Here is a 23042-nt window from a genome sequence, read left to right as displayed (position 1 = left end):
GCCTTCCCGGATGCGGGGATGTTCCGTTTCGGATCCTCGCATGGCGGCCGGGGGCCCGCATCCGCCGGAGCGGCTACGGGCCCGTGCCAGGCCGACGCCGAATGGCGGTGTCCACGACGGTGGATTTAGCTGAGTCCCTGGATCCGAAGAGCGGGGAGAGGCGAGGACGCGTCACGAGTCAGGCCGATGATGCCGGGAACGGTCCGCTGTCCGAGGGCGAGAGAGTCGAGCTGTCCGAACTGCGTCGCCGCGTGGGCACGCTGGAAGCCCAAAGACCCGAACCCGTGAAGCACCGCGCGCGGTCGTTCCTCGCCGTGGTGCTGCTCACGGTCGCGGCGATCCTGGCTCCGCTCAGCGTGGTCGCCATCTGGACGAGCGACATCGTCGGGGACACCGACCGCTACGTGGCCACCGTCCAGCCCCTGGCCTCTGATCCGGACGTACAGGCAGGCGTGACGAATCGGGTCGCCAACACGGTCATGGAGCACGTGGACGTGCCGCTCCTGCTGGAGCAGGTGGCCCCCGATGACCGCCCCCGGCTCGAAGCCCTGCTCGGCAGGCTCGACGGCCCCCTGACGAGCGGACTACGAGGGCTGGTCGAATCGGTGACGTCGAAGTTCGTGGCGAGCGACGCCTTCGCCACACTCTGGACGGAACTCAACCGCCGGGCCCACCAGACCGTGGACAAGGCGCTGACCGGCAGCGGAGGCGGCGCGGTCGAGCTGAAGGGTGACACGGTCACGATCGATCTCGCCCCCGTCGTGGAGCAGGTCAAACAACGGCTCGTCGACAGCGGCCTGACGGTCGCCTCGAAGATCCCCGAGGTGCACACCGACTTCACGGTCATGACCTCCGACCAGATCGGCAGGGCCAAGACCGGCTTCCGGCTCCTGCAACTCATGGGCGCATGGCTGCCGGTCATCGCGGTCGTCCTCGCCGCCGTCGGCGTACTGCTCGCAGCACGCCGACGCCGAGCCCTGATCACCGCCGCGCTGGCCGTAGCGTTCGCCGTCGGCCTCCTGGGCATCGGGCTGCACGTTTTCCGCACGTTCTACCTGGACGCCCTTCCCGCGTCGGTCAGTCCCGCGGCGGCCGGCTCGGTCTACGACGCGCTCGTCCGCTTCCAGCGCACCAGTGTCCGTACGGTCGTCACGCTGGGCGTGATCGTGGCCGTGGGCGCCTGGCTCAGCGGCCCCGGCGGGCGGGCCGTCAGGACGCGGCGGATGTGGCGCTCCGGGATCGGCGCCGTGCGGGGAGCGGCGGGCCTGTCGACCGGACCGGTCGGTGGCTGGGTCCACCGCCGCAAGACCTGGCTGAACTGGGGCGTGGTCGTACTGGCCGCCGTGGTCTTCGCGGTATGGGACCACCCGACCGGCATGGTCACCCTCTGGCTGGCCGTCGGTGCGCTCGCGGCGCTGGCCGTCGTCGAGTTCCTCGTTTCGGACGGTGCCGCGTCCGGGAAGGGGGAGCCGGCTGAGGATGCGGGTTCCGGAGCCCGGCTGTAGGCGGAGGAGCCCTTGGGGACCTTGTCCCGTGCTCTTTGACCCGCCGTTTCCCCGCCGGAGAGGATCACGGTGGCGAATTCCCTGTCCCTCAGGTAGGCCAGAAGTTCCAGCATCGGCTGGTACGCGCATGCCGGATAGGGACGCCGCAGGACCGGATGCTGAGTGGTACGGAAGAATTCCCGCATCATCGTGGCCACCGCGTCGGTGTCCAGGCCCCGCTGCGTGGCGATCACCGCCTCGGCGAGGACGGGCAACCGGGTGTCGTCCCCTGCGTAGTGGTCCGCGACCACCGAGGCGATCCACGCCGGATCGCCCGCCAGCACGGAAGCGTACGGTTCACGGTCCGCCAAGGCGGAATCGGCCTGCGCCATCTGCCGCCACCGCTCGGTGAGGTAGTGCAGCTGTACGGGCATCGGCCTCTCCGGCCACAGCGTGCCGTCGTTGTCGAAGACGGCGACCCGATCGGAAGGCTCCAGGAAGTGCTCCCCCGCGGTCGTCACCTCCTCGACGAAACGCAGCAAGGCCGTGCGGGTCTCTCCGTCACGCCAGGACGGGAGCACTGGACGACTCATCAGTGGATCCTCGGGTCGTGCAGTAGGGAGGCAAGGCCAACGGGAGCGGGGAGGCCCCTCAGGAACGTTCCGCCCCGAATAGGGCCCGTGCCGCGGGTCGAGGAGGCCGTACCGGTCTGTGCCGCGACGCTCATGGCCCTCACCGTGCCCCAGCCCTCCCCCGCCTGCGGGCAGCGACGCGCTCGGGCCGCGGGATGCCGCCGGACGGTCTAGCGGCGCGACTCCGGCCCGGCGAGATCCCAAGGTGCTGACCAGGGCACCGTCCCGCACCCTGGATGAGTCAAGGAGCTGCATGTCGACTTCTGGAGGAACTCCGATGAGCGTGAGAGGCACACCTCGGGGCACCGGCACGCCGCGCCCTTCCTGATGGCGGATAGGGAGCCCGGAAACCGTCGCGTGGACAGGACGGACTCGGTGGACAAGGACGTCGCGGCGCAAGACCACGCGACAGACGATTCCGGTCGGAGTATTGCCCTTCGGCCGTCTTGGTGGCGCGCAAAGTCCCATGACGTGACGGTGACCGCGCGGCGGCTGCAGCGCGGTGCCGAAGTCCGCTTTCCCGTGATCACGCATCTGACCGCTCGGATGCTTTCGGTGAACATCCTGGACGCCGCCACCAGGCTGGCGGCCCAGTGTTTCCTGACCGCGATCCCGCTCCTCTTCGTGGTCGGCTCCTTCGCACCACAGGGCGTGCAGGACCAGCTCCTCAGTTCGGTGCGCGCCGTCTTTGGGCTCGAGGGTGCCGCGAACGACCAACTGAAGCAGGTGTACCAGTCCGGCACCGAGTCCTTGCAGGAGGCCACCGGCGTCGTCGGGTCCTTGATTGTGGTGCTTTCCGCCACGGCGGTGAGCCGTGCGATGCAGCGGTTGTGCAGGCGTGCGTGGGCGATTCCCAAAGGGGGAATGAAGGTCGCCCCGTGGCGTTGGTTCGTCTGGATCGTCGTATGGCTGGCTGTCCTGGTGGTGCAGGCTCCGCTGCGTGACGGTTTCGGTATCGGGCTGTGGTTGGGTGTTCCCCTCACGTTGCTGTGCCAGACGGCCTTGTGGTGGTGGAGCCAGCACCTGCTGCTGGGAGGCGCCGTCCGCTGGCCTCCGCTGCTGCCCGGTGCCGTGCTCACGGCGTTCGCGGTCGCCGCACTGTCCCTCGGGGCCCAGTTCTACATGCCGGCGGCGCTCAACCGAACCCAGGCCGAATACGGTTCGCTGGGCCTGGTCTTCACCTTTCTGTCGTGGCTGATCGTGGTCTGCGCGGCGGTCGCTGTCAGCATCACCGTGGGTGCCGTTCTCGCGCAGGAAACGCACCTGGCCCACCTCCTGGGGAGCCCGCCCGCACGGCTGGACGAATGAAGCCGGGCAAGAAGGCCGTTCGTAACCCAGCGTCCCTGGGGCAGGCCGGCTGGTTGCCGGGCAGGGCGGGCTGGGTTCACGGGATCGCCCCCAACGGGCGCCCGTCTTTGGCTCGTCCCGCGTATGCGTGGCTGACTGGGTCCAGCGGACGCGTCGACGCCTGGTGCGATCAGCCGACAGCCGCAGCAGGATCCGGCCGAACGCACAGGGCGTCGCGCATCGGTGAAGAGAGCGCACACACATGACACTCGACCTGATCCTCATCGGCCTGGCCATCACGCTCATTCCCTTTCCGGGCATGGCCCTGATCCTGCTGCTGTGCCGGCGACGGTGGCGTACGCAAGGGGCTCGCCTTCATCCTCGGGTGGCTCGCGTGCCTGGTGCTGGTGATCTCCTGCGTTCTGCTCTTCACCGGCGGATCACCGCCCAAGGCGCACACCGCGCCCTCGACCGCCGCCCTCGCCGTCAAGCTGGCCATCGGAGTCGGTCTGATCGTCTACGGCGCGCACAAGAAGCGAAGGGTGCGCCGTCCCAGGGAAGACCCAGCCTGGCTGGGGAGCGAACTCACCTGACAGCGGTGGTGAACTCTGACATCAGGCCCGCACGCTGCCGCCGCCCGCGACCTTCTCGCGCGGGCGGCGCCTCGCTGCCGAAGGGCCTGAGGGTATGCGGACGCGAGCCATGCGAGGCTCACGGTTCACGTTCCTCCGGCGCGGATGAGGACCGACGTCGTTCCAGCCCGAGCTGTACCGCCCCCACCATGACCTTCGCGATCAGGCCTATCAGGATGAGGTCGGCCACCATTTGGAGCGACGTCAGCACCCGAGCCGTCTGCGAGACCGGCACGATGTCGCCGAAGCCGACGGTGGCGAAGACGGTCAGCGTGAAGTACAGGGCGTCGGTCCTGCTGAGCGGTTCCGAAAAGGAGTGGGCTCCCTGCTCCCGTGCGTACAGAAAGTATGTGGCCGCGAACAGCAGCAGAAAGATCGGGACGGCAGTGGTCAGCACCTCGATCGCACGCAAACGGGGGTGCGACGAACCGATGATGCTGACCGCTTGCAGGGCGAGCAGTGCGCCGATTCCCAACAGGCCCAGGACGAGAACCGTGACGGTGCGCTGGTCGACACCGCGGTCGAAGGGGAGCAGGAAGTAGCCGGTGGTGGTGGCTGCCACCACGACCGTTGAACGCAGGAGTGGCAGGAGCAGGCGCACGTGGTGCGGGTGAAGCAACCGGCCCCGGTCACTTTGCTGCGGCGTGCTCATGAGGGCCTCGGCTCCTTATCGTTTCCCTGCCGACGCTTTCTCCCGGCGCCCTCCAGCTCCGCGATCCTGTGGTGCAGATCCGCCATCTCCGTCCGCTCCCTGTCCGGAGCGGGGGTGCCGCCTGACGGATACGGCCGGCTTGGCTGCGATTCCATGGAGGCTCCTGCACGTGCGCTGCGCGGACGCCCGCGAGCAGCGGGGCACCCGCCACCAGTCCAGCAAAGGCGCTCCGCCCCGGTCCCGCGACCGGAGGCCATCGCATCGCTCACGGGCCCGACGTGCTGCTCAGGATCCGGACGGCTGCGGACGGTCGGTCGGATGAAGCCCGCCCCTCGGATTCGATCAGCGGATGCGACGGGGGGAGGGCGGAGGTATGACTGGACTACGGGGTACGCCGACGGGCAGAGAGGGACATGTCGTGGCCGACCCGTCAGCGCCGCCTGCCGGCAAGCACCGCAACAGCCCGGTGGGGTTGTTCCATCGCCCGCGCCGCACGCTCCGAAGTGACCTGGCGCAGGCTGTCTGCATGGGGGCGGGCCTGCTCGCCGGCCTCGCTGCTCCCTCGATCGACTATGGCCCGCTGACAGACTCAGGGCCCGTGATCAACCTCCTGTTCACCATCGGCTTCGGCGTGATCAGCCTGGTCAGCATCATCTTCTCGCTGTTGTTCCTGGTCGTGCAGTGGGCGTCCACCACTTTCAGCCCGCGTCTCGGGCTCTTCCGCGTCGACCCGCTGGTATGGCGGACCTTCGCTTTCGCCGTCGGCGCCTTCGGTGATGTCGGCGAGCCACAGCCGGTTGGGGCCGGTCGCGGTGAAGTTGCGGCTCACGAGATCGTCGCGCACTGACGGGCCACGCGGAGGCGGCGCTGCGCGGCCCGGTCTCGGCGGGGTCCAGAGCCGACGAACCGGTCTATCCCGGCAACTGAGAACGCATCAGCCCTGGCCGGCTGTGGCTGTCTCGGCATTCCTGAGCGCAGCGTCGATGGACTTCCTGGCCAGCTCCAGGCGGGGCAGGTTCATTTGGATTTCTGCCCTCTCGTAGGCAGCCTCGACGCTGAACCAAATGCCGACCACATTGTTCTGCTGCTTGCATTCGACGTCAGCAGTTGCGGTGGCGACCTCAAGGGCGGTGGGTGAAGCAGAAAGCCAGCGCGGATCACTTACCACATCTACGGGTGTGGCATAGGAGTATCCTTTTACCTTCATGCACTGCGACCATTTGGTGAAGACTTCCTTCACTCGGCCGTCAGCCATGGATTCCACGTATCCGTGGCCGTTGATCTCCAATGCCTTGGGATCGTCCTGAATGATTCCGCCGTCGGTCATCAATTTCTCGTCCGCTTCACCCAGGCACCCACCCTCGGGAATCATGACACCGTTGCCCGTCTTGTCGGACGGCGAAGCCGCCGAGCTTGCAGGCTTCGGTGCCCCTCTTCCCTGCCCCAGGACGGCCTGCATCTCCGGCGATATGTTTTGCGGAGTTCGAGCCTGCTGGTTCTGATTTGGTTGAGCACGCCAGTGGTAACCTCGGGCGGACGCGTTCGCGGCATCCGTCAGGTAGTACCGGCGCGCCATCAGGTCCGGCTTGCCCCCCAGGGCGGGCGGTGCAAAGTCGAATCCGAATCGTTTCATGCATGACCCGATCAGGGCCGCCCTGGCATCCTCGATTTTCTGTTCCTCGACGGGGCTGATCAGGTATGTGGCGATGGGTAGAATCTGGCTGCCGGCATGGGCGAGGGTCGGTGTTGCGCTGACTGGCGGAGACGCTGCCGGTGCTGATGCCGGCTCAGAGGGTGCACAGCCAGTGGAGGCTCCGCCCAGCACCACCATCGCGGCAATCATCGATGCGCCGATCGATCGCACTGACGCTGCGCTTCGCATCTTGAACTCTTCTTCCACCATAAAAGGTAGCGGTGCCGCACACCGATATGTGCGCGGCGCCGCTACCAAAGAATAATTTATCCGGCTCTCGGTTAACGGCACACGTGGAAGAAGTCGAAGCACTGCGACGCGTTGTTGTTCCGCAGCGCCGGGATCAGGTCGCCACCGGTGCCGGGCCTGAAGTACTGACTGACGCCGTAGCCACCCGGGCTGTAGTAGACCGTCAGGCTGTAGGTAGTGTTGAAATTAAAGACCGATGCCGCATTGTTCCTGACATACTGGCCGCTTCCGGCGCCACCGCCACCGAAGGTGTAGGTCGAGTTGTACGGGTAAGTCTCGTAGCCTTGGGTGTTGCCGTCGCCGTCGCCGAAGAAGCCGCCCTGGAAGCCGGGGCTGTAGAACAGGCAGGCGTCATAGCTGGCGCAATATCCACTGGACGCGGAGGCAGGGGATGCGGAGATGAGGCCGAGGCCGAGTGCGGCTATAGATATCGCCGCGGCGGCGACCTTGTTGCGGATCTTCATGATAATCCCTTTTCGGTTGAGATGGATAAAAATTTTGCGCGGCCGTGGCTCGGGCCACCCGCATGGACGGGCGCCGCATAACGGCCCCGGGAGAATCGGCAATCGAGGGCGGTTCACCGTGCCGCTGCCTGTTTCCGCAACGTCTTCTTGTCAGGGACGTGCGCAGATCGCGTCGGACGACGTCCTTGCCGAGGGAGAAAGTAGACAGCCCGAGTGCTGCAGCCGTAGGTGTTCAGAGGCGGGCGCACATCCCGCCGGCCGTCGGGTAGGCCGTACCAGCGTCACGAGGTGGCGTTGCGAGGCTTGGGGCTGTAGACGCCGTCGGCGGTGCGACCGTCGCGGGACTGCAGCGTCCGTGCGGCAGCCTCGGTCCGTGTTCCGTGGAAGCCGTCGCTGCCGCGGTTCATGACACATGATGTCGAGCCTCCGGTGGTGGCGGGCACCAGAGTCGAGTAGCCGTTGCGGGACACCTCGAGGGTCTTGCCGCACCAGCCGTCGGCGGCCGACGCCGCGGGGGCGGTGCTGATCACGCCAACGATTACTGCCGCGGTGATACCGAATGCGGCGAGCACGCGCTTCACTCTTCTGCTTTCCATTGCCTTGTGTGATGTGTTCCGAAAAAGGGGCCCTGCGGGACGGTCGCGTCGCGCCCTAAAGAGCTGTCAGAACCTGGAGTGTAAGGGGTTGTTGACACTCTAGTCGATGGGATACCAGTGCCACGAGGCAGCGTTGCGGGTGTTGGAGCCGTAGACGCCGTCGGCGGGACGGCCATCGCGGGACTGCAGCGTCCCGACGGGCTGGCCGCATCGCTGGAGCACAACGCCTACGGGTACCTGCGTCTGGTCGACGCCTCGCAAGTCGGTGCCGAGGAGGCGAGCCGGGTCATCAGCGTCTTCCGCCAGGACGGCCAGACCGACATCGCCGCGGCCACCAGCCGACGAACTGACCGGCCGGAGCGTGCGCCGAGATGCCGCCCGCACGCTAATACAAGGAGAGCCACATGTCGACGCTCTCGATCCCCCGTTCGCGAAAGACTCCGGCCGGCTTGAATCCCGCCTTCTCGTAGGCGCGGATCGCCTGGGCGTTGGAGGTTCGGGTGCCGCCGAAGAGGATGACATGCCGGCATCCGCGCTGACGCAGGATGCCGAGCGCCCCCTTGAGTAGCTCGGTTCCGAGACCGTTGCCCTGCAAATGATCGGCGACGACGGGGGCGATGCGGCAGTCCGCGCCGTCCTCGATGGTCCACCCGAGATTCCGGTAACGCACCTTCTCTTCCTCCGGGATTGCGAACTGGGCCAGCAGATAGGCCACCACGCGATCGTCACGGGCATCCGCAAGCACGAAACGCAGGGCGGTCGGGTCGTCGAGAGCAGCACAGATCCGCTCCGCTTCGGTCCGGTCGAGCGGGTGCGGGCTGTAGCGCTCCCTGGTCTCCGCCGAGAGCGCTTCGAGGAATTCCCCGAAACTGGAGGCGTCTGCGCTCTTCAGGGCACGCAGGGTGGCGACAGCACCATTGATCCCGGTGACCGGCCTCGCGAGGAACGGGTGCGCGGTGGATCCATCCATACCGGGCAGCGTAACCAACCTGCCCAGGGGAGGCGAGGCTGTCGCGCAGCGCCCCAGCGTCGTGGCCGGCTCGCGAAATCAGGCCCCTGGTGCGGTGGTTGGTTGGCCGGCAAGGGTTCACGCAGACGCAGCAGCCGGTGCACCGTCGCCGCGCGCAGGCGGAGTGCGACGCTCTGCCCCTGGCCCGGCACTGCAGGTCGACGCCCTTGACCTGCGATGACTCCTGGACCGGGTGCCTGGCCCTCGTGGCCGTAGGGGCCGGATCTACTCGCTTGACGCGCTGGATCGCGCCGTCGGCCTCTTCCTCGAAACTCGCCTCTCGAAGGCCGCCCACGCAAATCCGGGCAGAGCCCGATCACGCAATGCGCCTGGAGTGGGGCCGCCGACGGTTACGTGAGTTCGCCGGGCATCTTCCAGTAGCAATAACGGGGAGCCTCTTTGGTCCCGTTGACGTACGGGTCGCCACCGCCCAGCAAGAACCTGCCCGTCATCGGGCCGACGACCCCGTCCGCCTCAACCTTCCTCTTCAGATAGATCAAAGCCGGCAGCCGGCGATTGCCCGGCCTCCGTGGTTCAGGGGCAGCCGTATGTAATGTTGATCGCCACGACGCTGGAGCCGAGGCCGAAACTCTGGCCCGGGCGGATCTGATCGATGTACCCGCTGTCGTATTTCAGGTACGCGCAGTCCTCGTGGCGGGCGTTGGTGACCCAGCGGGCGGTGCGGGTCTTGGTGCCGGTGGTCTGCCAGCCGACGTCCTTGTACATCGTCAGGATGTTCTCGCTGGAGTCGAGGAAACACACGTACGGCCACGGGCACGTCTGGGCAGCCGCAGCCGGCGTTGCGGTGGCTGCGGTCAGACCGGTGCCTGCGAGGATGCCGGCTATCGCGAGGGAAGCGAACTTCAGGCTTTTAAGGATGGTAAACCACCTAATTTTCAGGGGAGTTGGGGAATGGATGCCGCCCGCCCTACGCGGGGGTCCTGCCCGGGGGGGGCGGGCCGGTGTCGCTCGGGCTCGCTGGACAAGCGGATGCGGATTGAGCTCGTGGAGAACTGATCGGTTACGGACGCCAGTCTGCCTGAGAAACCCGGGGCATCTCCGCTATCGCGGAGCGCAGTAGCAAGGTCGGGTAGGCGGCCCCTGGGCCGCAGTTCCCCACCATTGGTGGAGAGTTCCTTCCTGCTCCACGTCACCGAATCTAGGCCGGTACCCATCGTCACACTGAACGTTCGGCGCAGGATTCGTTGACGTTCAACGCACGGAACTCGGTAGGGCTGATTCCGTACGCCTCACGGAAGGCGCGGCGGAAGAGCACCGGTCCGCTGAAGCCCCAGCGGACCGCTGGCCGCCCCCGCCAGGCACCTCGGCGTCTTTCGGGTCACCCATGCCGGCGCGGTGGTGTGGAGTGCGGCTGCCGGGCGGGTGGCTACAGCACCCGAACGGTGAAGGTTCCCCTCGGGGCTGTCAGACGATGTCGGTCCGGCGTCCGCCCATCGGGATGACCAGGGGGGTGCCGGCGACCGGGCATTCGATGACCGTCGCCTGGAGACCGAAGACCTCGTGGACCAGGTCCGGTGTGACGATCTCGGAGGGCGGACCGGCGGCGATCACCCGGCCGTCGCGCATGGCGACGAGGTGCCCGGCATAGCGGCAGGCGAGGTTGAGCTCGTGCAGGACCATGACCACGGTGCGGCCCTCGGTGCGGTTGAGTTCCGCGACGAGTTCGAGGACGTCGACCTGGTGGGCGAGGTCGAGGTAGGTCGTCGGTTCGTCCAGCAGCAGGACCGGCGTGTGCTGAGCCAGTGCCATCGCGATCCATACGCGCTGGCGCTGGCCGCCCGACAGCTCGTCGATGGAGCGGGTCGCCAGCTCCGCCGAGCCCGTGGCCGCCAGCGCGGCGTCCACCGCGGCCTCGTCGGAGGAGGACCACTGGCGCCACCACCGCTGGTGCGGGGTACGGCCGCGGGCCACCAGGTCGCGTACGGAGATGCCGTCCGGAGCGCTCGGGGTCTGCGGCAGCAGGGCGAGCCGCAGCGCGAACTCCCGCGCGGACAGGCCCGCGATGTCCTCGCCGTCCAGGTGGACCGCGCCGCCCATCGGCTTCAGAAGCCGGGCCAGCGCCCGCAACGCGGTGGACTTTCCGCAGGCGTTCGGTCCGACCAGCGCGGTCACCTGCCCTGCCGGGATGTCGAGGTCGAGCTCCTCGGAGACGATGCGGTCGCCGTAGCCCAGGCGCAGCGCGGCGGTCTGGAGCGCGGTGGGAGAGGTGCCGGTGGGCTGGGCCTCGGTCAGCGGGGCGGTCATGTCAGCCTCCCTTTCCGGCCCGGTTGGTACGGGCGAGGAGTAGCAGTAGGTACGGGGCGCCCACGGCGCCGGTGAGCACGCCGACGGGCAGTTCGGTCGGGGCCAGGACGGTGCGCGCGGCCAGGTCGGCGATGACGAGCAGCACCGCTCCGGTCAGCGCGCTGATGACCAGCGGGATGCCGGCGGTGCCGGCGATCCGCCGCGCGACCTGCGGGGCGCCCAGGGCGACGAAGGCGATCGGTCCGGCCGCGGACGTCGCCAGCGCGGTCAGGCATGTGGCGAGGACCAGCAGGGCGATCCGCGCGCGCCGCAGCGGGATGCCGAGGCTGCGCGCGGTGTCGTCGTCGTACTGGAGCAGCTGGTACGGGCGGGCGAGCGCCAGGGTCAGCGGCAGCAGCACCGCCAGCGCCAGCCCGGCCCACTGGACGTGTTCGTAGCCGCGCCCGTTGAGGCTGCCGGTCAGCCACACCATGGCGCGGGAGGCCTGGTCGATGTCGGCGCGGGCCAGCAGCCAGCGGGTCAGCGCGATGAGCGCGCCGTTCGCGGCGAGCCCGACGAGCACGAATCGGTAGCCGGTGATGGTGCCGTCCCGGTAGGCCAGAAGATAGATGACCACCGAGGTGAGCAGGGCGCCGGCGAGGGCCCCGAACGGTACGGCCACGAAGGTGCCGGCGCCCGCCGCGGTGACCCCGCCGATGAGGATGGCGCCCACCGCGCCGGCCCCGGCACCGTTCGCGATGCCGATCAGGTCCGGGCTGGCGAGCGGGTTGCGGGTGACGGCCTGGAACACGGCGCCGGCCAGCCCGAACGCGGCCCCCACCAGCAGTGCGGTCAGGGCGCGCGGCAGCCGGAGCTGGTGGACGATCAGGTCGGCCGACCCCGAGCCGGTGCCCAGCACGGAGCCCAGTACGTCGCCGATCGGGATCGCGAACGTCCCCAGCGAGACGGAGGCGACCAGGCCCGCGAACCCGGTCAGGACGAGGACGAGCACCGTGAGCGCGACCCGGGGGCGCACGGCGACGCCGACCGGCCCGGACTCGAACCTCAGGCGCCGGTCGGTCTTCTGGCGGACCATCGTGGTCGTCGTGTTCGTCGCCCTCATCGGGTGTGCTCCTTGAGCTTGCCGCGCTTGACCAGCAGCGCCAGGAACGGCGCACCGAGCAGCGCGGTCACCACGCCGGCCTCCAGTTCGCCGGGCCGGGCGACCATGCGGCCCACCACGTCGGCCGCGAGCATCAGCGAGGCCCCGCCCAGCGCCGAACACGGCACCAGCCAGCGGGCGTCGGGCCCGGTGAAGGCCCGTACGACGTGCGGGACCACCAGGCCGAGGAAGGTCACGGGACCGGCCGCGGCAACGGCCGCTCCGGTCAGCAGGACCACCGCCAGCGCACCCAGGGCGCGGGTGGACTTGACGGGGGTGCCGAGCGAGCTGGCCAGGTCGTCTCCGAGGGCGAGGGCGTTGAGCCGGCCGCTCAGTCCGAGGGCGAGGGCGAGTCCGACGACGACGAACGGGAGCAGTTCCATGCCCAGCTGCGCGTCCCGGCCGGCCAGCGAGCCCACCGCCCAGAAGCGGTACTGGTCCAGGGTGCTCACGTCGAGCAGGACCAGGGTGTTGGTGCCCGCGTCGAGCAGTACGGTCACGGCCGCGCCGGCGAGGGCGAGTTTGGCGGGGGTGGCGCCGCCGTAGCCGGTGCCGCCGACGGCGTAGGCGAGGAGACCGGCCAACGCACCGCCGAGGAAGGCGAACCAGATGTACTGGTACGAACTCGTCAGCCCCAGCATGCCGATGCTCGCGGCCACCGCGAACGAGCCGCCCGCGCTGATGCCGATCAGACCGGGGTCGCCGAGCGGATTGCGGGTGATGTCCTGGGCCACCGCGCCCGCGGCGCCCAGCGCGCACCCGACCAGCAGCCCCAGGAACGTGCGGGGCATCCGCAGTTCACGGACCACCACGGCGTCGCCGGCATCGCTCCCGGCTATCGCGGCCAGGACGTCGGACAGCGGTACGGCCTTGGTGCCGATCGCGAGGGAGGCACAGACCATGGCGGCGACGGTGGCGAGCAGCGCCGCGAGCACCAGGGTCCGGGAGAGAACTCGTCGGGGTGGCGGAGCGGTTGGGGCGGGGGCCGCGGTGGCGTCCGCGGTGACGGGCTTCAGGTACACCCACATAAGGTAAGGGATGCCTAACCGAATCCGTCCCGCACCCCCCGGTCTGGATTTGGACACGAAGAGCAGCTACTCTTCACAACGCATTTACTCAGGCAAGCCTTACCTAAGAACATTTGTTCCCTCTGGAGAACCGAGAACTGATGAGCACCTACACTCAGCGCCGCCGGCCGGGCCGGATCGCCGCGGCCGTTCTGACCGCAGCCATGGCCCTCTCGCTGGCCGCCTGCGGCGGCAGCAGCGACGACCAGAAGCCGGCCGCCGAGTCGTCGAAGTCTGCCGCCGCCGAGTCGGCCGGCTTCCCGCGCACCGTCACCCACGACAAGGGCCAGACCGAGATCAAGGCCAAGCCCAAGCGCGTGGTGGCGCTGGACAACAGCCTGGTCGAGGCCGTCGTCGCGCTCGACACGCCGCTGGTCGGTGGCATCGGATCGTACCGTGACCAGAAGGGCTTCCCGGCCTACCTCGGTGACGCGGTGAAGGAGACCAAGGACGTCGGCCCGCTCGACAACCCCAACCTCGAGGCGATCGCGGCCCTCAAGCCCGACCTCATCGTCTCGGCGACCGTCCGCCACGCCGACTTCTACGACCGGCTGAGCCAGATCGCGCCGACCGTGTTCGTCAAGACCACCGGTCCGATCTGGAAGGAGAACATCACCTTCCTCGGCCAGGCGCTGGGCCAGGAGGAGAAGGCCAAGGCCAAGCTGACGGCCTACGAGACCCGCGCCAAGAAGATCGGTGACGCGATCAACGCCAAGGGCGGCGGCGCCAACGGCAAGCCCACCTTCTCGATCGTCCGCTTCCTCGACGGTCCGACGCGCATCATGCTGCCCAAGACCTTCAGCGGCATCATCCTGACCGACATGGGCCTGACCCGTCCGGAGAACCAGCGCGACGAGGTGAAGTTCAACATCGAGATCAGCGAGGAGCAGATCCAGCAGGCCGATGCGGACCACATCTTCATGACCACCTTCTCGGGCGGTGACGAGCGCAAGAAGAAGTTCCTCGCCAACCCGCTGTGGCAGCGCCTGAACGCCGTCCAGAAGAACCAGGTCCACGAGGTCGAGGACGCCATGTGGATGACCTCGGTCTCCCTCCAGGGCGCGGACGTGGTCCTCGACGACATGGCGAAGATCTTCCAGGTGGACGCCGCCAAGTAGGCGTCGTCGCCACCTACCCCAAAGGCCGGCCCCGGCCGCGTAGTCCACTACGCGGCCGGGGCCGGCCCTTCGTACGTCCGGGCCCGCTCGGCCCTCACCCTCGATCCCGCTCAGCCCTCGCCCTCGATCCGGCGCAGCCGCTCCGCGTCGCAGGTCCGGGGGCAGGTGGCGCAGGCCCGTGCCGAGTCCAGGGTGTAGTACATGCAGCAGCCGAGCCGGGTGCGGGTCGGGTGCAGGTGCCCCTCGCGGTCCGCGAGCCGCCTGAAGTCGGCGCCGCCGGCGAAGGGGGCGATGGCCGTCGGGAGCAGCTCGGTCGCCTCGCGCACCGCGTGCTCCTCCTGGCCCAGGGCGCGACCGAGGTACCAGATCCCGGAGACGAGGTCGTCGGTGACCATGCCCCACAGGGCCCGGTCCCGGCGCCGGACCAGGGGTCCGATGGCGGCCAGCAGCGGCCGCATGTGGTCGGCGACGGCCGCCCGCAACTCGGCGCGCAGCGCCTCCTCGTCGGCGACCACACGGGCGCCCGGAACGTGCGCCGCCGGGTCGCCGGGCAGGCATGCGAATCCGGCCGCCGGAACGATCTCGAACGCGCCTGTCGAGAGGTCCACGCGGACCTCTCGCGGGCGGATGCGCGGCACACGCCGCTCCAGGTACCAGGCGCCGCTCATCAGCAGGCTGACGGACCAGAGGTAGTCGTGCAGCGCGCGCGACGCGGCGACGTCGGGGCGCGGATCGTGCCCGTGCCCCGCCCGGATGCGGGCTGCCTCGGCGGCCACGAAGTCGTCCAAAGCCTGTCGGCTCCCGGCTGGTTCCGTCAGCTCCGCGCCGTTCAGCTGCCACTGTCCGGGCCGGTCCGAGGCGGTGGCCACCCGGACGTTCAGCGCCTCGCAGGCGGCCGCCAATCGGCCGTAGGTCCGCGCGAGCGTGGTGGCGGCGTCCACGGCGGGACGCTCGGGCGACGCGATGCGCGGGGCCGTGGTCATGGGTTCTCGATCATGTGCTGCACGGAAACTCCGGTACGAGGGAGTAGGTAAGCCTTACCTTAACCCAATGATCTATGATCAGGGCATCACGCCAAGCCCTCCCGTCTCGAACGAGAGTTGAGACTTAGGGTTGGCTAACCTAAGGTGCCTATTGCTGGTGGGTGAGCGAATCCATCGGCACTGAGGCGTGCCGGAAAACACCCATCCGGTCACCCCCCACTGCTCAGGATTTCGGAAGGGGCTCAGCCCATGCGGTTGTACCTGCTCGCACTCAACCCCACCGACTCGGTCACCGAGGGGTTCCTCCCCGCGGCGGCTCGACTCGGCCTCGACGTCACCGTCCTCACCGACCAGCCCGAGGCGCACCGCCGGTCGGCGCCGGACATCGACGTCCTGGAATGCGACGTACGGGACTACCGCGCGGTCATCACCCGGATATCGACGCACACGGTGTTCACCAACAGCGAGCCCGACGCGGTCTTCACCAACAGCGATCACCTCCAGACCCAGGCCGCCCTGGCCGCCGACTACTTCGGCCTCCCCGCCAAGGACTGGCGGACGGCGCTGCGCGTCAAGGACAAGGCCGAGATGCGCCGCCACCTCGCCGCGAGCGGACTCGACGCCGTCTGGTCCACCGAGCTGGGCCCCGGTCAGGACCCGGCGGGCCTCACCGCCCTCGACGTGCCCTACCCGTGCGTGGTCAAGCCCCGCGAGGGCGTGGCCAGCGAGGACGTGGTGCTGGTCGACGGGCCCGAGGAACTCGTCCTGCGCTGCAAGGAGATCCAGGCCCGCCGGCCGCAGGCCGCCCTGGTGGTCGAGGAGTACCTGGCCGGCGAGCTGTGCAGTGTGGAGACGCTCGGCGACGGACGGGTCCGCCACGTGCTGGGCGGCTTCCGCACCCGGCTGTCGCCGCCCCCGTACTTCATCGAGGAGCGCTGCACCTTCGTCGGCGCCCACCCGGAACCGGTCGTCGAACAGGTCCTCGCCCAGCTCGACGCCCTCGGTGTCGGGTTCGGCATCTGCCACACCGAGTTCGTCGTGAAGGACGGCCGGGCCCGCATCATCGAGGTCAACTACCGGGCCATCGGGGACCAGATCGACCTGATGCTCGCCCGGCTGCTGGACATCCCGCTGTTCGAGTACGTCCTGCGCACCCACCTGGGCGAGCCGCTGCCCGCCGACCTCGGCGCCCGCACGGACGGCGTCGCCCTCGTCGACTACCCCTGCGCCCAGAGCGCGGGGACGCTCACGGCAGCCCCTGAGGCAGCCGATCTCACCGTGGAAGGCGTCGAGTTGACGTACCGCCCGCTGCGCGCGCCCGGCGAGCGACACGAGCTCTACCACACCAACCGCGACTACATCGGCGTACTGCGCGCGATCGGCCGCGACACGGACGGGCAGGCCGTCGAACGCGTCGCCGACGGCTACCTCGCCGACCAGCGCTGGGAGTTCACGCCGTGAGTACGACCGCCCCGGCCGCCACGGCCACCCCGGCCGCCCACGCCGACTCCACCGACTCCGCCGAAGCGAATCTGCTGCTCCGCGTCCTCGGCGCGCTCCTGCGGGAGGACGTCGTCGGCCTGCGCAACCGCTCCACCGCCGTGGAGCGTGCCGACGGCCGCTGGCTGCGGCTGCCCGCCGACGACGGCGACGCGCTGCTCCTCCCGGTCGTCGAGGACGGCTACCAGAGCGTGTACGCCGCCCGGCTGCCGCTGCTCGCCCGGGAGTCGGACGGCCGCGAGCTGACCACCCACGACGAGGTCCTCGACGCCCTGAGCGCACTCGCCGACCCGGCCGACCGGGGCGGCTTCGCCGCCTTCGCCGAGGAGTGCCGCCAGACCCTCGCCACGATGCGGCTGCACGCCGAAACCGCGGACGAGGTCGCCGACACCCTGACCGCCCGGCACGGCGCCGAACCCGCCGACTGGACCGGCCTGACGGGCGGGCTCGCGTACGACACCCTCGCCGCCCGTCTCGACCACCCGGTGTACCCCACCGCGCGGGGCCGCTCCGGCCTCGACGAGGACCACCTGCGCGCCTACGCACCCGAGTTCCACCCCCGCTTCGCACTGCGCTGGATCGCCGTGCCGCACCGGGACCTCACCGTGGCCGGCGGCCCGGCCGCGCTGCCCGCCGCCTGGCCCACGCCGGGCGCGCTCGGCCTGCCGGAGCTCGACGGCAGCCACCTCGCGCTCCCCGTCCACCCGCTCACCGTCGGCGCCCCGCTGCGCGAGGCGCTGAGCGCCGCGGGCCTGACCGGCCGGGCCGTCCTCGCGGAGCGCCCGTACCTCGACGTGGTCCCGACGCTGTCCATGCGTACGGTCGCCGTCACCGCAGACGCCACGCTGCACATCAAGGTCCCGATGGCCACTGCCACCCTGGGGCTGCGCAACCGAAGGATCATCCGGCCCGGCTTCCTCGCCGACGGGGTCGCGGGCCAGCGCCTGCTGGAAACCGTCATCGCACGCGAGCCGCGGTTCCAGGGCGTGATCCTGCACGCCGACGAGACCGTCTACGCCCACGCCGGCCACGAGCTCCTCGCCGCGCTCTGCCGCCGCTACCCGGCCGGTCTCGACGACGCCGTCGTCACCCCGCTCGCCGCCCTGCTCGCCGAAGCCCCCGGCGGGCGGCTGGTGATCGACCACCTCGCCGACCGGTTCTACGGTGGCGACCCGATCGCCCTGCTCGACGCCTACCTGCGGCTGCTGTTCGACTGGCAGACGACCCTGTTCGGCTACGGCATCGCCCTGGAGTCGCACCAGCAGAACATCTCCCTGGTCCTCGACCACGGCCCGGCCGGGGACACGCGCGTGCGGCTGCTGCTGAAGGACGACGACAGCCCGCGCGTCAACCCCGCCCGCGTACGCGCGACGCTCGGCGCCGACGCCCCGCTCGACTTCGACGACGCCCGCGTCCTGTGCGCGGACGACCGCCCGCTCACCGACATGTTCACCACCATCACCCTGCACCTGTGCGCCGGTTCGTACGCCTACGGGCTGGCCCGGCACGGTCGCGGCCGGGCCGGGACCCTGCTGGAACTCGTACGCGGCCGATTGGCCGAGGCCGTCGAACGGCTCGGCACCCCACCGGGAGAGCCGGGGGCCACGCTGCGCGCCGAGGTCCTGGACGCCCCGCGTCTGCCCGTCAAGGCGATGGTCAGCGCCGGAACCCTGCTCAGCAAGGAACGCTCGGGCGCCGCCGACATCAACAAGCACTACACCACCGGCCCCAACTACCTCTTGTGGGCGGGTGGTTCGCGGTGAGCGCGAGCACCCACCCGGACCGGCGCGGAGCGGTTTCCCCGGCGGCCCCCGAGCCCCGCCCGACCCTCGGCCGCAGACAGGTGCACGCGGTCGCCGGCTGCTACTTCGTGGCCTCCTTCGCCGCACTCGGCCTGCCACCCTTCCTCACCGAGATCCTCCCGGAGCTCGGCGACCGGGACGCGAGCTGGGCCGGCGTGCTCTACATCGTCCCCACCGTCTTCGCGGCCGTCGGCGCCCCCCTGTGGGGACGACTCGCCGACCGGTTCGGCCGCAAACGGCTCCTGCTGCGAGCTCAGCTGGGGCTGGCGCTTTCGTTCGTGCTGGCAGGCTGGGCCGACTCGATTGCCGCCTTCACGGTGGCCCTGGTGCTCCAGGGCATCCTCGGCGGCACCTTCGCCGCCTCCAACGGCTACCTGGGCGCCGCGCTGCAGGGCCCGGACCTGTCCCGAGCCCTCACCCTGATGCAGGGGGCCGCCCGGGCCGCGCTGGTCTTCGCCCCGATCGTGGTGGGCAGCCTGTCTCCCTGGATGTCCCCGCACCGCCAGTACGCCCTGCTCGCCGTCCTGCCGCTGACGGCCGCGCTGCTGATCACCGCGCTGCCCGAATCCCGCGGTGTGCGGGCGCAGCCCGGCAAGGCTGCGCCCGACGAGGGTGCGGCGTCCGACGACAGTGCGGCGTCCGACGGAGGTCCGGTGGCCGGCGACGGTCCGGCGGCCGGGAAGCAGGACGAGGGTGCCCGCACCGAGCGCATCACGTCCCTGCACGGCCTGTACGCGCTGGAGTTCGCCTTCGTCTTCTCCACGGTGATCTCCTTCCCGTACCTGATCTCCCTCATCGAGGAGCGGATCCCGGGCACCTCCCCGGCGGTCTCCGGCCTGCTCTTCGCGCTGCCCCACCTGTGCTACCTCGCCGCGGCGATGTGGGTGCACTCCGCCTTCCAGAGCCGCCCCCGCCTCGGCGTGGCGCTCGGCTTCGCCTGCATAGCCCTCGGGCTGGCCGGGCACGGACTGGCCCACTCGCTCGCCACCCTCGTCGCCGTCCGGCTGCTGCTGGGGGCCGGCCTCACCCTCGGCCTCGTCTGTCTCTCCGTGATGGCCTCCGACTGCGCCAAGGGCCGTGCCCCCGGTGGGCTGTTCGGCTCGATCGAGTTCTTCTCCAAGGCCGGCGCGGTCTTCGCCGGCCTGGCCGCCGCCGCGGGCAACAGCCTGTACGGGCCGTCCGCCCCCGTGCTGACCGGCACCGCCGTGGCGCTGGTCGCGGTCTGCGCGACCGCCCTTCCGGCCCTGAACGTCCGCTCCCCCCGCTCCCCCCGCTCCCCCCGCTCTCTCCGCACCCGCTGGAGTCGTTGATGTCCCTGACCGAAGCAATCGGTACCGCCTCCACCGCCACCCGCGCCGCCGTCGCCCCCTCCGCGGCCCCGGCCGGGCTGCCCACGGCCGACGAGGCGGTCGCCCACACCCTGCTGAACTGCCTGCTGCGCGAGCTGTCCGGACCGGAACACCAGACCGCCGTGGCGGACGGCCACCTGATGCTGTGGCTGCCCCGCCGCGGGGTGCTGCTGCGCGCCACCCTGCGCCGTACCTCCCTGCTCGGCGCGCACCGCTTCACCGGGCCGGTACGGGAGCGCCAGAACGACGGCTGGGCCGAGGTCGGCTGGCGCCGCCTCGCCGAGTACGTCCAGGACGAGCTGGCCCTGCGGACCGACGTGCGCAACGAGGAGTTCCTGGAGCAGATCGCCTCCAGCCACCAGGCCGTGTCGGCCGCGCTCGCCGTACGCGCCGCGTGGCCGGCCACGGACACCGTGGTCGGGGACGGCTGCGGGCTCGCCGCCTACCTGGAGTCCGAGCAGTCCCTCGTCTTCGGACACCGCTTCCACCCCACCCCCAAGGCCCGTACCGGCGACACCGCGTCCTGGCTCGCGTACGCGCCCGAGACCGGCGCCTCCTTCCCCCTGCGCCACCTCGCCGTCCGCGAGCACCTGATCGCGCAGGAGACCGCCGCCGAGGGCGCGGCGCAGCCCCTGGACCGCCTGAGCGCCGACGTGCCGGAGGGCTACCGGCTGCTGCCCGCGCACCCGTGGCAGTACGAGATGCTGAGCGAACACCCGCTCCTGCGCGCGGCGTTCGATCGCGGCGACATCCTGGACCTGGGCACCGCCGGCAAGCCCTTCGCCGCCACCGCCTCGGTGCGCACGCTGTACGACGGAGACGTCTTCCTGAAGTTCAGCCTCAACATTCGCATCACCAACTGCTTGCGCAAGAACGCCAGTTACGAGCTCTCCGGCGCGGTCGCCCTGACCCGTCTACTGGCCCCGGTCCTCGCCGACCTGGAGACCCGCTTCCCCGGCACGGCCATGCTCCGCGAGCCCGCCTACCGCAGCATCGCCCTGCCCGGCCCCGACGGCACTGCGGACCGCTCGCTCCTCGAAGGCTTCGGCGTCATCGTCCGCGAGGGCCTGCTCACCCGGCTCATGCCCGGCACCACCCCGCTGCTCGCCGCGGCCGTCGCCGACGAGTACTCCACCGGCCCCGGGCACATCTCGCGCCTGCTGGGAGACTCCTCCGCACAGGGCGCCCTCGACTGGTGGGCCGCGTACCTCAAGCTGCTCGTCCCGCCGGTCATGGCCGCCTACTTCGACCACGGTCTCGTCCTCGAACCGCACCTGCAGAACGTCGTCGTCTGCGTCGACGAGGAGGGCATGCCGGCCCAGGTCCTCTTCCGCGACCTGGAGGGCACCAAGCTCGTCCCCGAGCAGCACACGGAGCTCCTCGCGTCCCTCCCGGCCGAGGTCGCCGGCCCGATGACGTACGACGCCCAGCGCGGCTGGGACCGGGTCGTGTACTGCCTGCTGGTCAACCACGTCGCGGAGATGCTCGCCGCCCTGGCCGACCTGCACCCGCAGTCCGAGGCCGCCCTGTGGTCCCAGGTCCGCGCCACCCTCCAGACGTACGCGGACCGCAGCGGCTGCCCGCCGCGCCTGGCCGCCCTGCTCGCGGGGGTGCCGCTGCCCGCCAAGGCCAACCTCCTCACCCGCTGGGAGCGCAAGGCCGACCGCGACGCCGGCTACGTCCGGCTCGCCTCCCCGCTCGCCGAGGACGTGCTGTCCCAGGTACTCCAGCAGCGGTCCGACGACGATCACGACATCCGGAGCGCCCGATGACCACCCCGACCGCCGCGGTACAGGGCCACATCCTCGCCCTCGACGACACCGAACTGCCGGCCTACATCTACGATTTGACCGCACTGAGCGAGCACGCCGCCCGCCTACGGGCCGCCCTCCCCAAGCGGGTCGAGCTCTACTACGCGGCCAAGGCCAACCCGGAGGCGGAGATCCTGGCCGCCCTCGGTCCGTACGTCGACGGCTACGAGGTCTCCTCCGGCGGCGAACTCGCCCACGTCGCCAAGGCGATGCCGGGCCGCCCGCTGGCCTTCAGCGGCCCCGGCAAGACCCCTTCCGAGCTCACGACCGCCCTCGAACTGGGCGTGGAGCGCTTCCACGTCGAGAGCCTGCACGAGCTCCACATGCTGGCCGCTCTCGCCGCGCGCACCGCCCCCGGCGGATCCGGCCGCCCGGCTCGCCCCGGAGTCCTGCTCCGCTTCAACCTCCCGCTGGCCGCTGCCTCGCTCGAAGGCAGCTCGCTGACGATGGGAGGCCGTCCGACTCCCTTCGGGCTCGACCCGGCCGAAGCCGACACGGCCGTCCGCCTGCTCACCGACGGCACCTACCCGCAGCTCCAACTGCTGGGCGTGCACGCCCACCTGGCCAGCGGCCTCGACGCACCGGAGCAGCTCGCGGTCGCCGAGTCCGTCGTCACCTGGGCCTCGGACCTCGCCGCCCGCCACCGGATCCGCCTGGCCGAGGTCAACGTGGGCGGCGGCATGAGCGTCGACTACACGGCCCCGGAGCGCCGCTTCGACTGGCAGGCGTACGGGACCGGCCTCGGGCGGCTCGCGGACGCGCACCCGGACATCACCGTGCGCATCGAGCCGGGGCGCGCGGTGACCGCGTACTGCGGCTGGTACGCCACCGAAGTGCTGGACGTGAAGCACAGCCACGGCGAGGAGTTCGCCATCGTCCGCGGCGGCACCCACCACATGCGGACCCCGGCGACCAAGGGCCACGACCAGCCCTGCACCATCGTCCCCGTCTCCCCGTGGCCGCACCCCTGGCCCCGCCCCGCCGCCACCGCGGACCGTGTCACCCTCACCGGCCAGCTCTGCACGCCGAAGGACCTCCTGTCCCGCAACGTGCCCGCCCCCGGCCTGCGCGCCGGTGACCGCGTGGCCTTCGGCCTCGCGGGCGCCTACGCCTGGAACATCTCGCACCACGACTTCCTGATGCACCCGCGTCCCGGATTCCACTTCCTCACCCCGAAACCGGCGGCGTAAAGGCCGACACGAGGCGATTCGTCGTTTCCTTGGCCGCGTTGCTCCCGTCGGCCACTCGCATTCACCGTAGGTGGGCGGCTGGGCGCAGAGGCAGGAGCAGGGGCACCACGCCCCCGTA

20 protein-coding genes are annotated in these 23042 nt (G+C 70.3%); 10 read left to right on the top strand and 10 right to left on the bottom strand.

The window, feature by feature from the left end; genetic code table 11:
• Positions 1-284: 284 nt before the first annotated feature.
• The 3 genes from AC3IYI_RS31905 (at position 285) to AC3IYI_RS31895 (ending at position 3996) form a co-directional block, all read left to right on the top strand.
• Positions 285-1505 (top strand): hypothetical protein, encoded by a 1221-nt coding sequence (locus AC3IYI_RS31905; protein WP_489406933.1) that lies wholly within the window; start codon positions 285-287, stop codon positions 1503-1505.
• A 986-nt stretch (positions 1506-2491) separates the two neighbouring features.
• Entirely contained in the window at positions 2492-3424 is a 933-nt protein-coding gene (locus tag AC3IYI_RS31900) for a YhjD/YihY/BrkB family envelope integrity protein (protein ID WP_489406932.1), read from the top strand.
• A 386-nt stretch (positions 3425-3810) separates the two neighbouring features.
• A complete protein-coding gene (locus AC3IYI_RS31895; RefSeq protein WP_489406931.1) occupies positions 3811-3996 on the top strand; it encodes a hypothetical protein in 186 nt (61 codons plus the stop codon).
• A 118-nt stretch (positions 3997-4114) separates the two neighbouring features.
• On the opposite strand, the gene AC3IYI_RS31890 is transcribed toward AC3IYI_RS31895, so the two are convergent.
• Entirely contained in the window at positions 4115-4687 is a 573-nt protein-coding gene (locus AC3IYI_RS31890; RefSeq protein ID WP_489406930.1) for a potassium channel family protein, read from the bottom strand.
• A 418-nt stretch (positions 4688-5105) separates the two neighbouring features.
• Here AC3IYI_RS31890 and AC3IYI_RS31885 point away from each other — a divergent pair, with 418 nt between their 5' ends.
• Positions 5106-5534, top strand: coding sequence for a hypothetical protein (locus AC3IYI_RS31885; RefSeq protein WP_489406929.1), 429 nt, complete (start codon positions 5106-5108; stop codon positions 5532-5534).
• A gap of 87 nt (positions 5535-5621) precedes the next feature.
• On the opposite strand, the gene AC3IYI_RS31880 is transcribed toward AC3IYI_RS31885, so the two are convergent.
• From AC3IYI_RS31880 to AC3IYI_RS31845, 8 genes are all read right to left on the bottom strand, one after another.
• Positions 5622-6590 (bottom strand): hypothetical protein, encoded by a 969-nt coding sequence (locus AC3IYI_RS31880; protein ID WP_489406928.1) that lies wholly within the window; start codon positions 6588-6590, stop codon positions 5622-5624.
• A gap of 71 nt (positions 6591-6661) precedes the next feature.
• On the bottom strand, positions 6662-7093 hold the full coding sequence (locus tag AC3IYI_RS31875; protein WP_489406927.1) for a hypothetical protein: 432 nt from the start codon (positions 7091-7093) through the stop codon (positions 6662-6664).
• A 281-nt stretch (positions 7094-7374) separates the two neighbouring features.
• Entirely contained in the window at positions 7375-7623 is a 249-nt protein-coding gene (locus AC3IYI_RS31870) for a peptidoglycan-binding domain-containing protein (RefSeq protein ID WP_489406926.1), read from the bottom strand.
• A gap of 451 nt (positions 7624-8074) precedes the next feature.
• Complete coding sequence (locus tag AC3IYI_RS31865) at positions 8075-8659, bottom strand: GNAT family N-acetyltransferase (RefSeq protein WP_489406925.1); 585 nt, start codon at positions 8657-8659, stop codon at positions 8075-8077.
• A gap of 573 nt (positions 8660-9232) precedes the next feature.
• A complete protein-coding gene (locus AC3IYI_RS31860) occupies positions 9233-9460 on the bottom strand; it encodes a hypothetical protein (protein WP_489406924.1) in 228 nt (75 codons plus the stop codon).
• A 663-nt stretch (positions 9461-10123) separates the two neighbouring features.
• On the bottom strand, positions 10124-10963 hold the full coding sequence (locus tag AC3IYI_RS31855; protein ID WP_489406923.1) for an ABC transporter ATP-binding protein: 840 nt from the start codon (positions 10961-10963) through the stop codon (positions 10124-10126).
• Position 10964: 1 nt separating this feature from the next.
• Positions 10965-12065, bottom strand: coding sequence for a FecCD family ABC transporter permease (locus AC3IYI_RS31850; protein ID WP_489406922.1), 1101 nt, complete (start codon positions 12063-12065; stop codon positions 10965-10967).
• The gene (locus tag AC3IYI_RS31845) at positions 12062-13126 is read right to left on the bottom strand and encodes a FecCD family ABC transporter permease (RefSeq protein ID WP_489406921.1); all 1065 of its coding nucleotides are present in this window, start codon (positions 13124-13126) and stop codon (positions 12062-12064) included. Before AC3IYI_RS31845 ends, AC3IYI_RS31850 begins: the two co-directional genes overlap by 4 nt.
• A gap of 146 nt (positions 13127-13272) precedes the next feature.
• Between AC3IYI_RS31845 and AC3IYI_RS31840 the strand changes: the two genes are divergently transcribed.
• A complete protein-coding gene (locus tag AC3IYI_RS31840; RefSeq protein WP_489406920.1) occupies positions 13273-14289 on the top strand; it encodes an ABC transporter substrate-binding protein in 1017 nt (338 codons plus the stop codon).
• 110 nt (positions 14290-14399) lie between these two features.
• Here the strand turns inward: AC3IYI_RS31840 and AC3IYI_RS31835 are convergent, their stop codons facing one another.
• Positions 14400-15272 (bottom strand): (2Fe-2S)-binding protein, encoded by an 873-nt coding sequence (locus AC3IYI_RS31835; RefSeq protein ID WP_489406919.1) that lies wholly within the window; start codon positions 15270-15272, stop codon positions 14400-14402.
• 249 nt (positions 15273-15521) lie between these two features.
• On the opposite strand from AC3IYI_RS31835, the gene AC3IYI_RS31830 reads away from it, so the two are divergent.
• Genes AC3IYI_RS31830 through AC3IYI_RS31810 form a run of 5 tightly spaced genes read left to right on the top strand, consistent with a single transcriptional unit; the run spans position 15522 to position 22924 of the window.
• Positions 15522-16733 (top strand): ATP-grasp domain-containing protein, encoded by a 1212-nt coding sequence (locus AC3IYI_RS31830; protein WP_489406918.1) that lies wholly within the window; start codon positions 15522-15524, stop codon positions 16731-16733.
• The gene (locus AC3IYI_RS31825) at positions 16730-18535 is read left to right on the top strand and encodes an IucA/IucC family protein (protein ID WP_489406917.1); all 1806 of its coding nucleotides are present in this window, start codon (positions 16730-16732) and stop codon (positions 18533-18535) included. Before AC3IYI_RS31830 ends, AC3IYI_RS31825 begins: the two co-directional genes overlap by 4 nt.
• The gene (locus AC3IYI_RS31820; RefSeq protein WP_489406916.1) at positions 18532-19884 is read left to right on the top strand and encodes an MFS transporter; all 1353 of its coding nucleotides are present in this window, start codon (positions 18532-18534) and stop codon (positions 19882-19884) included. Before AC3IYI_RS31825 ends, AC3IYI_RS31820 begins: the two co-directional genes overlap by 4 nt.
• Complete coding sequence (locus AC3IYI_RS31815) at positions 19884-21695, top strand: IucA/IucC family protein (protein ID WP_489406915.1); 1812 nt, start codon at positions 19884-19886, stop codon at positions 21693-21695. The genes AC3IYI_RS31820 and AC3IYI_RS31815 overlap by 1 nt, the downstream gene beginning before the upstream one ends.
• A complete protein-coding gene (locus AC3IYI_RS31810) occupies positions 21692-22924 on the top strand; it encodes a type III PLP-dependent enzyme (RefSeq protein ID WP_489406914.1) in 1233 nt (410 codons plus the stop codon). The genes AC3IYI_RS31815 and AC3IYI_RS31810 overlap by 4 nt, the downstream gene beginning before the upstream one ends.
• Positions 22925-23042: the final 118 nt, after the last annotated feature.

It is taken from the genome of Streptomyces sp. GL_148 (assembly GCF_057834205.1).
The sequence above is the reverse complement of the archived record's forward strand: the minus strand, read 5'-3'. Positions and strand labels throughout refer to the sequence as shown.

Coding starts and splice junctions, on each gene's coding strand:
- AC3IYI_RS31890 (WP_489406930.1), bottom strand. CDS start 4,687: ATGAGCACGCCGCAGCAAAGTGACCGGGGCCGGTTGCTTCACCCGCAC.
- AC3IYI_RS31880 (WP_489406928.1), bottom strand. CDS start 6,590: ATGGTGGAAGAAGAGTTCAAGATGCGAAGCGCAGCGTCAGTGCGATCG.
- AC3IYI_RS31875 (WP_489406927.1), bottom strand. CDS start 7,093: ATGAAGATCCGCAACAAGGTCGCCGCCGCGGCGATATCTATAGCCGCA.
- AC3IYI_RS31865 (WP_489406925.1), bottom strand. CDS start 8,659: ATGGATGGATCCACCGCGCACCCGTTCCTCGCGAGGCCGGTCACCGGG.
- AC3IYI_RS31855 (WP_489406923.1), bottom strand. CDS start 10,963: ATGACCGCCCCGCTGACCGAGGCCCAGCCCACCGGCACCTCTCCCACC.
- AC3IYI_RS31850 (WP_489406922.1), bottom strand. CDS start 12,065: ATGAGGGCGACGAACACGACGACCACGATGGTCCGCCAGAAGACCGAC.
- AC3IYI_RS31840 (WP_489406920.1), top strand. CDS start 13,273: ATGAGCACCTACACTCAGCGCCGCCGGCCGGGCCGGATCGCCGCGGCC.
- AC3IYI_RS31835 (WP_489406919.1), bottom strand. CDS start 15,272: ATGACCACGGCCCCGCGCATCGCGTCGCCCGAGCGTCCCGCCGTGGAC.
- AC3IYI_RS31830 (WP_489406918.1), top strand. CDS start 15,522: ATGCGGTTGTACCTGCTCGCACTCAACCCCACCGACTCGGTCACCGAG.
- AC3IYI_RS31815 (WP_489406915.1), top strand. CDS start 19,884: ATGTCCCTGACCGAAGCAATCGGTACCGCCTCCACCGCCACCCGCGCC.
- AC3IYI_RS31810 (WP_489406914.1), top strand. CDS start 21,692: ATGACCACCCCGACCGCCGCGGTACAGGGCCACATCCTCGCCCTCGAC.